This window comes from Microbacterium sp. AG157 (assembly GCF_003385695.1).
In the GTDB taxonomy this organism is placed as follows: Bacteria; Actinomycetota; Actinomycetes; order Actinomycetales; family Microbacteriaceae; genus Microbacterium; species Microbacterium testaceum.
In genome coordinates, this window is record NZ_QRDK01000004.1 from 532,977 (window position 1) to 547,285 (window position 14,309).

The window sequence follows — 14,309 nt, forward strand, 5'->3', positions numbered from 1 at the left end:
GTCCACGTGAGCGGTCATGAGGCGAACGAACGGTTCGTGCAGGAGTCGACGGTCGAGCCCGAGCACATCGCTCGCGCCCGGGCGCACGCGCTCGAGCTCGGAGCGGCGCCGATCAGCCCCGCGGTCGGAGCGCAGGCGGCCGTGATCTCGGCGGCATCCCGCGCTCTCAACATCGTCGAGGTCGGCACCGGCGGCGGGGTCTCGGGACTCTGGCTGCTGCACGGCTCCCCTCGCGCGACCATCACGACGATCGACAGCGAGCCCGAGCACCTCGGAGCAGCCCGGTCCGCATTCATCGACGCCCGGGTACCCGCCGCACGGGCCCGGTTCATCACCGGTCGGGCAGCGGATGTCCTCCCGCGCATGAACGAGGCCTCGTACGACATCGTCTTCATCGACGCCGATCCCGAGGGCGTCATCGAGTACGTCGAGCACGGCCTGCGCCTGGTGCGCGCCGGTGGCACGGTCCTCATCCCGCGAGTACTCGCGCACGGTGCGGCCGACCCGGTTCGCCGTGACCCGGTGACCACGGCCTACCGCTCTCTCATCCAGGAGGTGCAGTCCTCCCCCGCTGTCATCGGCGCGCTGTCGACCACCGGCGAGGGTCTGCTGCAGCTCACCACACGGCCGCCCGAGGACTGAGCCTCCCCCAGTGCACGAAGAAGGCCGGCCCCCACGGGGACCGGCCTTCTCTGCGTCGATGGGCGTCACGCGGTGACGACACCACCGAGCACGTCGTAGAGTTCCTTCGCCTCGGCGTCGTTCACCGAGACGACGAGTCGCCCGCCGCCCTCGAGCGGCACGCGCACGATGATCAACCGGCCCTCCTTCACGGCCTCCATCGGTCCGTCGCCGGTACGCGGCTTCATGGCTGCCATCGCGGCCCCCTTTTCGTCGTTGGTCTGCCTGAGAAGTTTACCGGTATCCCGCGTGGCGAGTCGTACCGAGCGGGCAGCGAGGGTCGACGGGCCTCAGGGAATCTGCCAGTACGCGTTCGCGAGGGCGTACATGTTGTAGATCCACCACCACTGTCCGAGCAGCGCCACAGCGAGCACCGCGAGCCTCCACCCGCGGGACCGGGGCACTGCCAGAGCCCCCCAGAGCGGCGAGATCGGCACCAGCAGCCGGAAAATACTCGACTGCGGAAAGAACACCAGCAGCAGGTAGACCAGGTAACTCGCCGACCACAGCCGTACTTCGATGCCGAGGCGCTTCACCTGCGGCGAGAACAGCAACAGAGCGGCCACGGCCAGCACGAGCAGCGCGAGGAACACGTACCCGGTCACGGCGCCCAGCCCCCAGCGGGTGAACCAGAACCCGGCGGCCTGCACGAACCCGTCGAAGGGGACGAACCCGCCGTTCGAGTCCCCGAGCCAGTTGCGTCGCCAGGCCAGTTCGGTGGCCAGGTACGCGCCCGGGTCGCCGGTGACGAATCCCGCGATCGCCTGCCACGCGAATCCGACGACGACCGAGAGCCCGCCGAGCGCCACGAGGTGCGCGATGTCGCGTGTCGGCAGCGGATCCGCGCGTCGACGGAAGAGTCGATGGATGCCATAGAGCCCGAGGAACAGGGCGAAGGCCAGGATGCCGGGACGCGTGAATCCCATCGCCGGCACGAGGAGGTACAGCCAGGCCCACTGACGCCGCTGGACGCACCGGAGGGCGAGGAAGAGGAAGAAGAGGAACAGCGCCTCGGCGTAGCCCACCTGGAACAGGGCGGCCAGCGGCCCGCACGCGAAGAAGATCACGGCCCACATCGCGGGCGACGCGCCGATGCGTTCGCGCAGCAGGGAGTGCAGCACGAGACAGGCGCCGTAGCCCGCGGCCAGCGAGATCGCGACGGCCCCCGCGCCCCACGACCCGAGCAGGAAGCCCAGTGCGGCCGAGAGATACGAATACAGAGGCATGAACGCCCAGGCGTTCTCGGCGACGTGACCGCCGGCGGCGATCGGCAGGTCCACCGGGTACCCCGAGACGGCGGCGAACCAGTACCACTGCGCATCCCACCCCAGGGCGAGCTTTTCGAGCGAGGGGGCGATTCCGTAGCGCGAGCCCGGGCCCGACAGCGCCGACGCGAGAAGGAAGAAGCCCGTCGTGACCACGCGCGCCACGGCGTAGACGATGGCGATACGTGCCGCCACGGGCAGGCGATCCGCCCATCCGACCCGCGTGCGCGTCGTGGCCGCGGTGGTCACGACCCGCTCAGCCAGGCACGCAAGCCGCGCTCGACGGCGTCGATCTGCGCGAGCGGCACGCGCTCCTCGTCGTGGTGCGCGAGGTGCGGGTCACCGGGGCCGTAATTGACGGCCGGAATGCCGAGGGCAGAGAACCGCGCGACATCGGTCCAGCCGTACTTGGGTTTCGGCGTGGCGCCCACGGCATCCACGAACTCCTTCGCGAGAGCCGCGTCGAGGCCGGGGCGAGCTCCCTCTGCCACGTCGACGATCTCGACGTCGAAACCGGTGAACACGTCGGTGACGACACGGGTCGCGGCTGCGGCGTCGCGGCTCGGAGCGAAGCGGTAGTTGACCTCGACGGCGCAGGCGTCGGGGATGACGTTGCCCGCGACGCCACCCGAGATGCTCACGGCGTTGAGCCCCTCGCGGTAGACCAGTCCCTCGACCTCGATCTCGCGGGCGCGGTACTCTGCCAGGCGCGCGAGGATCGGGGCCGCCTTGTGGATCGCGTTCTCACCGATCCACGATCGCGCGCTGTGGGCGCGGACACCTTCGGTGCGAACGATCGCACGGAGCGTTCCGTTGCAGCCGCCCTCGACCTCGCCGTTGCTGGGCTCGCCCAGGATGGCGAAGTCGCCCTCGAACAGATCCGGGCGGTTGCGCGACAGCCTGCCGAGGCCGTTCAGGGCGGAGTCGACCTCTTCGTGGTCGTACCACATCCACGTGATGTCGACCGGGGGCTCGGTGAGCTCGGCGGCGAGCTTCAGCTGCACCGCGACACCGGCTTTCATGTCGACCGTCCCGCGCCCCCAGATCACGTCGGCGCCGTCGACAGAGCGGTCCTCCACCGGGAGGTTGCCGTTGATCGGCACGGTGTCGATGTGCCCGGCGATCACGACGCGACGGTCGCGACCGAGGTTGGTCCGGGCGACGATCGTGTCGCCATCGCGAATGATCTCGAGGTGGGCGTACGCGGAGACGGCGGCCTCGATGGCATCCGCGAGAGGGGTCTCGTCTCCCGAGACGCTGGGGATGTCGCAAACGGCCCGGGTGAGGGCGGCCGAGGACTGGGTGAGGTCGAGCGCGGGCATGCCCCGATCTTCCCACAGGCAGTGCCCCAGTACCCTGGGACGGTGAGCAACGAACGACGCATCAGTGCTGCCGGCCTCTCGACGCGGACCACCGGGGGCACGGTGCTCGACGCCTGGTTCCCGAACCCTGTCCTGGGCGATTCGACAGACCTGGATGCCGAGAAGGCGGCGCTCGAATCCTCCGCGGGCCCCGATGAGCGACGCGGTGTCGTCGTCGAGACGGTGGCGCTCACGATCGACGCCGACGAGCCCCCCGCCTCGACCGCGGACGCCTACCTGCGTCTGCACGCGCTGTCCCACCTGCTCGTGCGCCCGAACGAGATCAACCTCGACGGGATCTTCGGCCACCTCCCCAACGTCGCCTGGACCAACGCCGGTCCCGTGCACCCCGACGACGCGGCTCGACTGCTGCCGCAGCTGAAGCGTCACGGCATCGAGCTGCAGGGCCTCGACAAGTTCCCGCGCCTCACCGACTACGTGCTCCCCGCGGGCGTGCGCATCGCCGATGCCTCGCGCGTGCGCCTGGGCGCGCACCTCTCCCCCGGTACGACCGTGATGCACGAGGGCTTCGTCAACTTCAACGCCGGCACGCTCGGTTCGTCGATGATCGAGGGCCGCGTCTCACAGGGCGTCGTCATCGGCGACGGCACCGACATCGGCGGCGGAGCCTCGATCATGGGTACCCTCTCGGGCGGAGGAACCCACCGTGTCTCGATCGGCGCGCGTACCCTCCTCGGTGCGAACGCGGGCATCGGCATCTCGCTCGGTGACGACTGCGTCGTCGAGGCGGGCCTCTACGTGACGGCCGGCACGAAGGTCCGCGTCGGCGACGAGACGGTCAAGGCCGGCGAACTGTCGGGTCGCGACGGCATCCTGTTCCGCCGCAACTCCCTCACCGGCGCCGTCGAGGCATCGGCCCGCTCCGGGGTGGGCGTGACGCTGAACGAGGCGCTGCACGCCTGAGCCGCCCTCGGCCTCGTCGGGCTGCGGCTCAGTCGCGCACCCGTACCGACAGGCAGGTGACGCAGCCCTCGAGCTTCTCGAACTCGCTCACATCCACGGTGACGACGTCGAGGCCGCGGAACCGATGCTCTTCGGCCGTCGCCGGGGCATCGGACGACATCAGCACCGTGCTCTCGTCGAGCACCACCACGGCCGTACCGTGCTCTTCCGGAACGCCCGCGAACACGGGGAACAGCGAAGGATCGTCCACCAGCGGCTCGAACCCGACGACCGTGCCGTCGGGTAGCGCCGTCACGCCCGACTTGAGGTGCAGGACTTTCGTGACCGGGATCTCGCGCACCTCCCACCCACGGGAGGCGAGCACCTCGCGCAGCTGGCCGATACCCGCTGCGTTCGTCCGCGACGACGCCCCGACATACACGGTGCGGCCGACCTTCAAGACGTCGCCCCCGTCGAGAGTCCCGGGCTCGACGATCTCCACGCTTTCGATTCCGTATGCCCGCACCCCGGCCCGCACGCTCTCGATCTCGCCGCGGCGCGAGGGCGCCCCCGCCCGGCACAGCACGGCGAGCTCGCCGAAGATCACCACGGCGTCCTCGACGAACACACCGTCGGGCTGGTCGTCGGCCGGGACGATCTCGACGATCTCCCACCCGCGCGAGCGGAAGACGTCGACATATCCGTGCCACTGCTCGAGCGCGAGCTCGGGGTCGACCGGCACGCGATCGAGGTGGGTGAGCTCGCCGTCGGCGAGCTGGGGCGAGGGGCGGCGGACGAACAGGCGCGGCATGCCCCGACCCTACTGGTTGGCGTCCTCGGCGGCGGCCTGGGCACCCGGCATCCGCCCCCCTCACGCATAAACGCCGTTCGCGCGCATAAACGCGATCTCCTCGCGTTTTTACGCGCGAATCGCGTTTATGCGTGCCCCCGCACCCGCTGCGGGGCACGGCGCGCACGCGCCTCACCGCACCGATCACCGGTCAGCGCGCACGACGAAGCGCCCCGCCCCTGGCGAGAGGGACGGGGCGCTTCGGGTCGGGGTCAGACCCCGGGGTAGTTGCGCTCGGCGGCACCCGTGTACAGCTGCTGCGGGCGACCGATCTTGGTCTGCGGGTCGGTGATCGCTTCGCGCCACTGCGCGAGCCAACCGGGCAGGCGACCAATCGCGAACAGCACCGTGAACATGCGCGTGGGGAAGCCCATCGCCTTGTAGATCACCCCGGTGTAGAAGTCGACGTTCGGGTAGAGGCGACGCTCCTTGAAGTAGTCGTCCTCGAGAGCGATCTGCTCGAGCTCCTTGGCGAGATCGAGCAGCGGGTCGCTGACGCCGAGGGCCTCGAGCACCTCGTCGGCCGACTCCTTCACGAGTTTGGCGCGCGGGTCGTAGTTCTTGTAGACGCGGTGCCCGAAGCCCATGAGCTTGACGCCCTGCTCTTTGTTCTTCACCCGCTCGACGAAGCGCTCGACGCTCTCGCCGGAGTCGCGGATGCGCGCGAGCATCTGCAGCACGGCCTCGTTCGCGCCACCGTGCAGGGGGCCGGACAGCGCCTGGATGCCGGCGGAGATCGACGCGAACTGGTTCGCTCCGGTCGAGCCAACCAGTCGCACGGTCGAGGTCGAGGCGTTCTGCTCGTGGTCCTCGTGCAGCATCAGCAGCAGATCGAGGGCCTTCGTCATGACCGGGTTGGCCTCGAAGGGCTCGCTGTGCACGCCGAAGTTCAGCTTGAGGAAGTTGTCGACGAAGCCGAGCGAGTTGTCGGGGTACAGGAAGGCCTGCCCGATGCTCTTCTTGTGCGCGTAGGCCGCGATCACGGGGAGCTTCGCGAGCATGCGGACCGTGTTCAGCTCGACGTGCTCGGGGTTGTGCGGGTCGGACTCGGCCTCGTAGTAGGTCGAGAGTGCGGCCGTCGCCGCCGAGAGCACCGACATGGGGTGCGCGGTGGGCGGCAGCGCCGAGAAGAGGCTCTTCAGGTCTTCGTGCAGCAGCGTGTGACGGCGGATCCGCTCGTCGAAAGACGCCAGCTCGGATGCCGAGGGCAGCTCGCCGTAGATGAGCAGCCACGCGACCTCGAGGTAGGTGCTGTTCTTCGCCAGCTGCTCGATCGGGTAGCCGCGGTAGCGGAGGATGCCCTGGTCACCGTCGATGTACGTGATGTCGGACTTCGTCGACGCCGTGTTGACGAAACCGTAGTCGAGCGTGGTGTGACCGGTCTGCTTCGTCAGCGACGCGATGTCGATGCTCGGAACGCCGTCGGTGCCTCGCAGGACCGGGAATTCGGCGGTGGTGCCCCCTACCGTGAGAGTGGCCTTCTCCTGATGCGTGCCCGCGTCGCTCACCGCGCCTCCTTGCGATTCCTGGTCGCCCGTGTGGTCGAACGCGGGGGTTGCGGCACCCGCGATCTTGTCGACCGTTGGATGCCACGGGTATGGCATCCGGGTCGGCGGGGCGCGCGGAGGATGACCCCGAACGACCTGCCTTTACAGCCTAGTAGCCACTCCGACGTACAGATGACACCGCTAAAGGTCGCCCCCATCGAATGGAGGGAACCTCCTGGTCAGGCGCGCAGACGCTCCGCGGCCGCGGCGATGCGCTCGTCGGTCGCGGTGAGCGAGAAACGCACGTGATGCGGGAAGTGGGTGCCGTAGAAGTGCCCCGGCCCCACCAGGATGCCGAGCTCCGACAGCCGACCCACGCTCTCCCACGCGTCGCGCCCCTCGGTCGCCCAGAGGTAGAGTCCACCCTCGCTGCGGTCGATCGTGAAGCCGGCTGCCTCCACCGCGGGTTTCAGCACGGCGCGGCGGCGGGCGTAGCGCTCGCGCTGCTCGACCACGTGCGCGTCGTCGCCGAGGGCCACCGTCATCGCGCGCTGCACGGGAGCGGGGGGCAGGAGGCCGAGATGCTTGCGCCCGGTCAGCAGCCGCGAGACGAGCACAGGGTCGCCGGCGAGGAACGCTGCGCGGTATCCGGCGAGGTTCGACTGCTTGCTCAGCGAGTACACCGAGAGCACGTCGGTGAGATCCCCGTCGACCACGGTCGGGTCGAGAACGCTCGGCACGGGCTGCGCGTCCCACGGGGCATCCCAGCCCAGCTCGGCGTAGCACTCGTCGGAGGCGAGGACCGCACCGATCTCGCGCGCTCGGGTCACGGCACCCCGAAGCTCATCGGCCGACAGGACGCGGCCGTCGGGGTTGCCCGGCGAGTTGATCCACACCAGGCGCGTGTGTGCGGGCCACTCTGAGGGGTCGTCGGATGCCACGGCCTCGGCGCCCACCAGCCGCGCGCCCACCTCGTAGGTGGGGTAGGCGGCGCGGGGATGGACCACGGCATCGCCCGGGCCGAGCCCCAGCAGCAGCGGCAGCAGAGCGACCAGCTCCTTCGAGCCGACGGTCGGCAGGACGTTCGCCGCGCTCAGGCCCGGGACACGCCGACGACGCTCGTACCACGCGGCAATGGCTTCGCGCAGGGCCGGCGTGCCGGCGGTCTGCGGATAGGCGTGCGCGTCGGTCGCGTCGGCGAGGGCCTCGGCGATGACGGCGGGAGTCGGATCGACGGGCGAACCGATCGACAGGTCGACGATGCCGTCGGGGTGTCGCCGCGCGCGCTCCGCATACGGGGCGACGGCGTCCCACGGGTAGTCGGCGAGGTCGGCGACGCCCACGGCTCAGTGGCTCTGCGGGGGCAGCGCGGTGATGACGGGGTGGTCCTTCGCGATCACGCCCACCTTGGCCGCCCCGCCGGGAGAGCCGATGTCGTCGAAGAACTCGACGTTGGCCTTGTAGTAGTCGGACCACTCTTCGGGGAGGTCGTCCTCGTAGTAGATGGCTTCGACGGGGCATACCGGCTCGCACGCACCGCAGTCGACGCACTCGTCGGGGTGGATGTAGAGCGATCGTTCACCCTCGTAGATGCAATCGACGGGACACTCATCGATGCAGGCGCGGTCTTTGACATCGACACACGGGAGGGCGATCACGTAAGTCACCCGCTCAGTCTAATCGCGCCGGAGCGACCGACTCCGCCGACGGGCCCGCGGGCTTAGGATTCAGCCGGACGCGCGGGGGCCTGCAGCTTCGTGAAGTCGGGCCAGAAAGCGACGAGCACCATCAGCGCAGGCCCGACGACCGTCCATACCAGCGGGATCCACTCGGTGCCCGCGGTGGGCGCCGCCACGATCGCGGAGCCGCCCGGGCCCACCTGCGAGAAGACGTAGGTCGCAGCGGTGATGCCGAGTCCTCCGGCGAGAGCGTTGATGCGGTCGCCGGTGAGGGTGCGCAGCGCGATGAGCAGCGCGGCACTGCCGATCGTCGCGAGGATCAGACCGACCGGCACCGGGCCGACGAGGAAGGCCTGAGCGACCGTGCCGGCTGCTCCGTAGAAAGCCCCGACGAGCAGAGCCACCACCCAGCCGACGACGCGAAGAATCGTAGAAGTCACCGCCCGAGTCTAGGCGGGACGGCTATGCGCGGAGCCTGAGCGCTTCACACCGCCCACCCCCAGAGCCGCAGCAGCGCGGCGGTGGCTGCCGCGGCGGCCACCACGACGAGGAAGGGCGCACGTGCCCACAGCAACAGGGCGGCGACTCCTACGGCAGGAAGCCGCGCGTCTACGACGACCGCGGAGCCTGCTCCGAGGGTCTGCACCATCACGAGCGCCGCGAGAAGAGCGACGGTGAGGAGGTCCGCGATGCGCGCCGGGCGAGGAGCATCGAGCCAGTGCGCCGGAAGCAGGTATCCGGTCGCCTTGAGCGCGACGCAGAGAACGGATGCCGCGAGCACGGCGGTCCACAGGGTCATGGCATCCGCCCCTCGTCCGTCGACGTCGTCGCGGGCCGCGGGTCGAACAGGCCGACCGCGATCGCGACTCCGGCCGCGGCGATCACCGGGATACCGGGCATGAGCCACGGTGTGAGCAGCGCCGCGACGATCGCCGCGCCCGCCGCCACAGCCAGCGGCTGCCGCCCGCGCAGGCGCGGCCAGAGGAGGGCGAGGAACGCCGCCGCGGCCGCGGCGTCGAGACCGTACGCGCGCGGGTCGCCGAGCACATCGCCGAGGAGCGCACCGAGGAGGGTCGACAGGTTCCAGCCGAGCCAGATCGCCACCCCCGTCACCCAGAAGCCGACCTGGCGTGCGCGGGGTTCGGCCTGCGCCAGGCCGACCGCGACGGATTCGTCGATCGTGAACTGCGTGGCCGAGGCCTTCCGCCACAACCCACCCGCCACGACCGGTGCCATGCGCATCGCGTACGCGGCGTTGCGCACACCCAGGAGCGCCGACGACGCGATCGCCGCGGGGGCCGCAGCCGAACCCCCGGCAGCGATGACGCCGACGAAGGCGAACTGCGATCCCCCCGTGAACATCAGCAGGCTCAGCACGCAGGTCTGCCAGATATCGAGACCGGATGCCACCGACAGCGCCCCGAAAGAGATGCCGTAGGCACTGGTGGCCAGGGCGACAGCGAGCCCCTGACGGGTGGCCACACCCTCGGGTGTTCGGTACAGCGAACGCATGAACATCATCGTGAACGACAGCGTCACGTTCGTCAAGTCGAACGATCGGCGACGATAATGAACACATGAGCGATCTGAGCGACCGCATCGCCGCGAACCTCCGACGCGAGCGGGAGAGACGGGATCTGAGTGTGTCCGAGCTCGCGCGTCGCGCGAAGGTCGCCAAGGCGACCGTGTCCCAGCTCGAGAACGGCGGAGGAAACCCGAGCGTCGAAACGCTGTGGGCTCTGGCGTCCGCGCTCGAGATCACCTTCGCGGACTTCGTCGACGAGGACGCGCACTCCCCCACGCTGATCCGCGCGGGAGAGGCGAGCACGGCGGTGGCGTCGTCGGCATCCGAGTACGTCGCCGTCCTCTTGTCGGCGAGCCCTCCGCATGCACGCCGCGACATCTACCTGCTCTCGGCCGAGCCCGGACAGCCTCGTCGATCCGATCCCCACCCCCGGGGAACGGTCGAACACGTCGTGCTGGTGTCGGGTCGCGGACTCGTCGGCCCCGCCGACGCGCCGTACGAGTTGTCCCCCGGCGATTACCTCTCGTACGCCGGCGATTCCCCGCACATCTTCGAGGCGCTGACGCCCGGCATGAGCGCCGTGTGCGTCATCGAGTCGCGCTGACGACCCGCAGCCCGGGCGCAGGTGACGGTCCGGGAGTTGGCGCACACGCGATCGAGGTCGTTCATCACCAGAAGGTCGAGTGTCCACGACACCCGGGATGATTTCCGAGACGTCCGGGTGTTGCGGACACTCAACGGGGAGGAAACAGCGAACGGCCCCGCTCAGCGCAAGGCAGGCGGGGCCGTTCCAGGACGCGAACGCTCAGGCGTTGGCATCCTGACGCTTCATGCGCGAGGCCGCGCGGCCGCGCTCGGTCGCGTCGAGCACGACCTTGCGGATGCGCACCTTCTCGGGCGTGACCTCGACGCATTCGTCGTCGCGCGCGAACTCGAGCGACTCCTCCAGCGTGAGCAGGCGCGGGGGCGTCATCGACTCGAAGGAGTCGGAGGTCGACGAACGCATGTTCGTCAGCTTCTTCTCCTTGGTGATGTTGACGTCCATGTCGTCCGCACGGGAGTTCTCGCCGATGACCATGCCCTCGTAGACCTCTTCCGTGGGCTGCACGAAGAAGCTCATGCGCTCCTGCAGGGCGATCATGGCGAACGGAGTCACGACACCCATGCGGTCGGCGACGATCGAGCCGTTCTGACGGGTCGTGATCGAGCCAGCCCAGTCGTCGTAGCCGTGCGAGATCGCGTTGGCGATCCCGGTACCGCGCGTGATGGTGAGGAACTCGCTGCGGAAGCCGATGAGACCGCGCGAGGGCACGACGAACTCCATGCGCACCCAGCCGGTGCCGTGGTTCGTCATGTTGTCCATGCGTCCCTTGCGGGCCGCCATCAGCTGGGTGATCGCGCCGAGGTGCTCTTCGGGGGCGTCGATCGTCAGGTGCTCGAAGGGCTCCTTGAGCTTGCCGTCTTCGCCGCGCTTGGTGACCACCTGGGGCTTGCCCACGGTGAGCTCGAAGCCCTCGCGACGCATGTTCTCGACGAGGATGGCCAGTGCGAGCTCGCCGCGCCCCTGGACCTCCCACGCGTCGGGGCGTCCGATGTCGACGACCTTGAGCGAGACGTTACCGATGAGCTCGCGGTCGAGGCGATCCTTGACCATGCGCGCGGTGAGCTTGTGTCCCTTGACCTTGCCCATGAGGGGCGAGGTGTTGGTGCCGATGGTCATCGAGATGGCCGGGTCGTCGACGGTGATCGCCTTGAGCGGACGCACATCTTCGGGGTCGGCGATCGTCTCGCCGATGGTGATGTCGGGGAAACCGGCGATGGCGACGATGTCTCCGGGGCCGGCATCTTCGGCGGGGTAGCGCTCGAGGGCACGGGTCTTGAGCAGCTCGGTGACACGGGCGTTGCTGGTGGTGCCGTCGGCGCGCACCCAGGCCACGGTCTGGCCCTTCTTGAGCGTGCCGTTGAAGACGCGCAGCAGCGCGAGGCGGCCGAGGAAGGGCGAGGAGTCGAGGTTCGTGACCCAGGCCTGCAGGGGCGCCTCGTCGTCGTAGGACGGAGCCGGAACGTGCTCGAGGATCGCCGCGAACAGCGGCTCGAGGTCGTCGTTGTCGGGCAGCGAACCGTTGTCGGGGCGGTTGAGCGATGCGGCACCCGCGCGGCCCGAGGCGTAGACGACGGGGACGTCGAGCAGGGCGTCGACGTCGAGATCGGGCACGTCGTCGACGAGGTCCGACGCGAGGCCCAGCAGCAGGTCATGCGCCTCCTCCTCGACCTCGGCGATGCGCGCATCGGGGCGGTCGGTCTTGTTGACCAGCAGGATGACGGGCAGCTTCGCCTCGAGAGCCTTGCGCAGCACGAAGCGCGTCTGGGGCAGCGGGCCCTCGGACGCGTCGACGAGCAGCACCACGCCGTCGACCATGGACAGACCGCGCTCGACCTCTCCACCGAAGTCGGCGTGACCGGGGGTGTCGATGACGTTGATCGTCACCGGCACGTCGGAGTGGATGCCGTTGTACGTGATCGCCGTGTTCTTGGCGAGGATCGTGATGCCCTTTTCGCGCTCGAGATCGTTCGAGTCCATCGCACGCTCTTCGACGTGCGCGTGGTCGCCGAACGAGCCGGTCTGGCGGAGCATGGCGTCGACGAGAGTCGTCTTGCCGTGGTCGACGTGCGCGACGATCGCGACGTTACGGAGGTCAGGACGAAGGGCGTGCGCCATGGAGGGTCTCCAGGAAAATTCGGGGTGATGCCCGGAATCGGGCCTGCCTAGTCTACCGGGCGCCTGCGACACTCCCGGGCAGAAGACGTTCAGGAAGCGACGCGCCAGGAAAAAGGGGCGGGATCCCGCAGGATCCCGCCCCTCTTCGTCACCGGATCAGGAGTTGGCGAAGCCCACGATCGTCCAATCGATGGTCTCGAACTGGGTGGCGCCCCAGTTCACGAGACCCTGCTTGACGGCGTAGACGTTCGGCAGCGGCGCGATCGGGATGATCGGCACGGACTCCCAGAGCACCTTGTCGATCTCCTGTGCGGTCTGCAGGCGCGCGTCGGGGTCGAGCTCCGAGTTGGCCTTGGCCCACAGGGCGTCCAGGCGCGGGTCGGCGATGCCGGTGTAGTTCTGCGCCGAGTCGACGGGCGTGAACAGCGAACGGGTCGACGAGATCGGGTACGCGGTGCCCTGCCACGAGAACGTCACCATCTCGAAATCACCCTTGATGATGTAGTCCGAGAAGTAGCTGCCGACCGGAACCGAGACGAGCTCGACCGGGATGCCGACCTCGGCGAGGTCCGCCTGGATCTGCTCGGCGCGCTGGATGTTCGTCGTCGTGTCGGCCGGGACCGTCACCTTGAACGAGAGCGCGGTGCCGTCCTTGGTCCAGGAGTCGCCGTCCTTCGTGTAGCCGGCGGCCTCGAGGTACTTGGTGCCCGCATCGACGTCGTAGGGCAGGGAGTCGTCGGTGTACCCGTCCTGGCCGGGCATGAAGATGTAGCTGCCCTGCGTGATGGCGGGAACGCCGACCGGCGAGTTCGCGTTGTTCGCGATCTGACCGCGGTTGACGATGGATGCCACGGCCTTGCGGACGTTGACGTCGGCGAGCGGTCCGCTCGAGGCGCGCATGGTGATGTGCGTCCATGTCAGACCGTTGGACGCCTGGATCTCGGCGCCCGGGACGTTCTGGGCCGTCTGGTACAGGTCGGCGTTGGAGCTGATGTTCAGCGCGTCGATCTCACCGTTGCTGAACGAGGTGCCCTGCTGGCTCTGGCTCACGGCACGGAAGACGACCGAGTCGAGCTTGGGCTTGTCACCCCACCAGTTGGGGTTCGGCTCGAGCGTCGCGACACCGGCCGTCGAGTCGAAGCTCGCGAGCTTGAAGGGACCCGAGGACGGGAGCGCCTTGGTGAGGTATCCGGTGTTGAAGGTGTTCGGGTCGTTGGCGACGCTCGCGGGCAGCACCTGGCCGAACAGGCTCTGCCAGTCGGCGAACACCGACGAGAAGGTGATGACGACGTCGAACTGGTCGGTGCCCTGCTCGACGGAGGAGATCTGGTCCCAGCCGGTCGTCGAGATGACGACGTACGCAGGGTTGCTGCCGTTGTTGGCCTTCCAGGTGGCCTGGTAGTCGGCGACGGTGATGGGCGTGCCGTCTTCCCACTTGGCATCCGGGTTGAGCTTGATCTCGACCTTCTGGGGGTCGGTGCTGGTCAGTTCGACGGAGGACGCGTAGTTCTTGTCGACGACGGGCTTGCCGTCCTCGCCGATCCGGATGGGGCCACCCTGCATCGCCGCGACGATGTTGTTGGTGTTGACCTCGTTGCCGTCGATCTGGAAGTTGTTCCAGTTCACGGGCATGGAATCGACCGCGAGAGTGAGCGTGCCGCCGTCCTTGACGTCGGAGGCGTCGGCGCGAACCCACGCGGTCGAGGGCAGCGAGTTCTGGTCTTCGGGGTTGGCCGAAGGGGCCGCCGTGTTGCCCGGCGCGCACCCGGCGATCGCCAGGGCCGCGGCGCTCAGCAGCGCGAGAGCGCTGAGAGCCTTCGCTTTACGCATTCTCATGTG

General features: G+C 68.9%; 15 protein-coding genes. 3 read left to right on the forward strand and 12 right to left on the reverse strand.

Going from position 1 to position 14,309, the window contains the following annotated elements; translation table 11 throughout:
- Nucleotides 1-6: 6 nt before the first annotated feature.
- On the forward strand, nucleotides 7-642 hold the full coding sequence (locus DEU35_RS15385; protein ID WP_103210894.1) for an O-methyltransferase: 636 nt from the start codon (nucleotides 7-9) through the stop codon (nucleotides 640-642).
- A gap of 65 nt (nucleotides 643-707) precedes the next feature.
- On the opposite strand, the gene DEU35_RS15390 is transcribed toward DEU35_RS15385, so the two are convergent.
- The 3 genes from DEU35_RS15390 to dapE all read right to left on the reverse strand — a co-directional run bounded on the left by DEU35_RS15390 (nucleotide 708) and on the right by dapE (nucleotide 3,268).
- The gene (locus tag DEU35_RS15390; protein WP_074615842.1) at nucleotides 708-878 is read right to left on the reverse strand and encodes a DUF3117 domain-containing protein; all 171 of its coding nucleotides are present in this window, start codon (nucleotides 876-878) and stop codon (nucleotides 708-710) included.
- A 93-nt stretch (nucleotides 879-971) separates the two neighbouring features.
- Complete coding sequence (locus DEU35_RS15395) at nucleotides 972-2,195, reverse strand: hypothetical protein (protein ID WP_116240010.1); 1,224 nt, start codon at nucleotides 2,193-2,195, stop codon at nucleotides 972-974.
- Nucleotides 2,192-3,268: a succinyl-diaminopimelate desuccinylase gene (gene dapE, locus DEU35_RS15400; protein WP_116240011.1), complete on the reverse strand. Its 1,077-nt coding sequence runs from the start codon at nucleotides 3,266-3,268 to the stop codon at nucleotides 2,192-2,194. The genes DEU35_RS15395 and dapE overlap by 4 nt, the downstream gene beginning before the upstream one ends.
- 42 nt (nucleotides 3,269-3,310) lie before the next feature.
- On the opposite strand from dapE, the gene dapD reads away from it, so the two are divergent.
- Nucleotides 3,311-4,231, forward strand: coding sequence for a 2,3,4,5-tetrahydropyridine-2,6-dicarboxylate N-succinyltransferase (gene dapD / locus DEU35_RS15405; protein ID WP_116240012.1), 921 nt, complete (start codon nucleotides 3,311-3,313; stop codon nucleotides 4,229-4,231).
- Between the two features lie 28 nt (nucleotides 4,232-4,259).
- Here dapD and ddaH read toward each other — a convergent pair whose 3' ends face one another.
- The 7 genes from ddaH to DEU35_RS15440 all read right to left on the reverse strand — a co-directional run bounded on the left by ddaH (nucleotide 4,260) and on the right by DEU35_RS15440 (nucleotide 9,738).
- The gene (gene ddaH / locus DEU35_RS15410) at nucleotides 4,260-5,021 is read right to left on the reverse strand and encodes a dimethylargininase (RefSeq protein WP_116240013.1); all 762 of its coding nucleotides are present in this window, start codon (nucleotides 5,019-5,021) and stop codon (nucleotides 4,260-4,262) included.
- A gap of 251 nt (nucleotides 5,022-5,272) precedes the next feature.
- Nucleotides 5,273-6,568 carry a citrate synthase gene (locus DEU35_RS15415; protein ID WP_116240014.1) on the reverse strand — a complete coding sequence of 432 codons (1,296 nt, stop codon included), beginning with the start codon at nucleotides 6,566-6,568 and terminating at the stop codon, nucleotides 5,273-5,275.
- A gap of 218 nt (nucleotides 6,569-6,786) precedes the next feature.
- Nucleotides 6,787-7,890, reverse strand: coding sequence for a succinyldiaminopimelate transaminase (gene dapC, locus DEU35_RS15420; protein WP_116240015.1), 1,104 nt, complete (start codon nucleotides 7,888-7,890; stop codon nucleotides 6,787-6,789).
- Between the two features lie 3 nt (nucleotides 7,891-7,893).
- Entirely contained in the window at nucleotides 7,894-8,214 is a 321-nt protein-coding gene (gene fdxA, locus DEU35_RS15425) for a ferredoxin (RefSeq protein WP_013586172.1), read from the reverse strand.
- Nucleotides 8,215-8,267: 53 nt separating this feature from the next.
- Nucleotides 8,268-8,666, reverse strand: coding sequence for a DUF6113 family protein (locus DEU35_RS15430; RefSeq protein WP_116240016.1), 399 nt, complete (start codon nucleotides 8,664-8,666; stop codon nucleotides 8,268-8,270).
- 44 nt (nucleotides 8,667-8,710) lie between these two features.
- The gene (locus DEU35_RS15435) at nucleotides 8,711-9,025 is read right to left on the reverse strand and encodes an AzlD domain-containing protein (RefSeq protein WP_116240017.1); all 315 of its coding nucleotides are present in this window, start codon (nucleotides 9,023-9,025) and stop codon (nucleotides 8,711-8,713) included.
- Nucleotides 9,022-9,738 carry an AzlC family ABC transporter permease gene (locus DEU35_RS15440; RefSeq protein ID WP_116240082.1) on the reverse strand — a complete coding sequence of 239 codons (717 nt, stop codon included), beginning with the start codon at nucleotides 9,736-9,738 and terminating at the stop codon, nucleotides 9,022-9,024. The genes DEU35_RS15435 and DEU35_RS15440 overlap by 4 nt, the downstream gene beginning before the upstream one ends.
- Nucleotides 9,739-9,803: 65 nt before the next feature.
- On the opposite strand from DEU35_RS15440, the gene DEU35_RS15445 reads away from it, so the two are divergent.
- A complete protein-coding gene (locus DEU35_RS15445) occupies nucleotides 9,804-10,355 on the forward strand; it encodes a helix-turn-helix domain-containing protein (protein ID WP_103210903.1) in 552 nt (183 codons plus the stop codon).
- 201 nt (nucleotides 10,356-10,556) lie between these two features.
- Here DEU35_RS15445 and typA read toward each other — a convergent pair whose 3' ends face one another.
- Entirely contained in the window at nucleotides 10,557-12,470 is a 1,914-nt protein-coding gene (gene typA / locus DEU35_RS15450; RefSeq protein ID WP_103210904.1) for a translational GTPase TypA, read from the reverse strand.
- A gap of 156 nt (nucleotides 12,471-12,626) precedes the next feature.
- A complete protein-coding gene (locus tag DEU35_RS15455; RefSeq protein WP_181904669.1) occupies nucleotides 12,627-14,306 on the reverse strand; it encodes an ABC transporter family substrate-binding protein in 1,680 nt (559 codons plus the stop codon).
- Nucleotides 14,307-14,309: the final 3 nt, after the last annotated feature.

Bases quoted from the DNA above. Each gene is read 5' to 3' on its own strand.
- DEU35_RS15435 (WP_116240017.1), bottom strand. From the start codon at position 9,025: ATGACCCTGTGGACCGCCGTGCTCGCGGCATCCGTTCTCTGCGTCGCG.
- typA (WP_103210904.1), bottom strand. From the start codon at position 12,470: ATGGCGCACGCCCTTCGTCCTGACCTCCGTAACGTCGCGATCGTCGCG.
- dapE (WP_116240011.1), bottom strand. From the start codon at position 3,268: ATGCCCGCGCTCGACCTCACCCAGTCCTCGGCCGCCCTCACCCGGGCC.
- DEU35_RS15455 (WP_181904669.1), bottom strand. From the start codon at position 14,306: ATGAGAATGCGTAAAGCGAAGGCTCTCAGCGCTCTCGCGCTGCTGAGC.
- ddaH (WP_116240013.1), bottom strand. From the start codon at position 5,021: ATGCCGCGCCTGTTCGTCCGCCGCCCCTCGCCCCAGCTCGCCGACGGC.
- DEU35_RS15390 (WP_074615842.1), bottom strand. From the start codon at position 878: ATGGCAGCCATGAAGCCGCGTACCGGCGACGGACCGATGGAGGCCGTG.
- DEU35_RS15445 (WP_103210903.1), top strand. From the start codon at position 9,804: ATGAGCGATCTGAGCGACCGCATCGCCGCGAACCTCCGACGCGAGCGG.
- DEU35_RS15440 (WP_116240082.1), bottom strand. From the start codon at position 9,738: ATGCGTTCGCTGTACCGAACACCCGAGGGTGTGGCCACCCGTCAGGGG.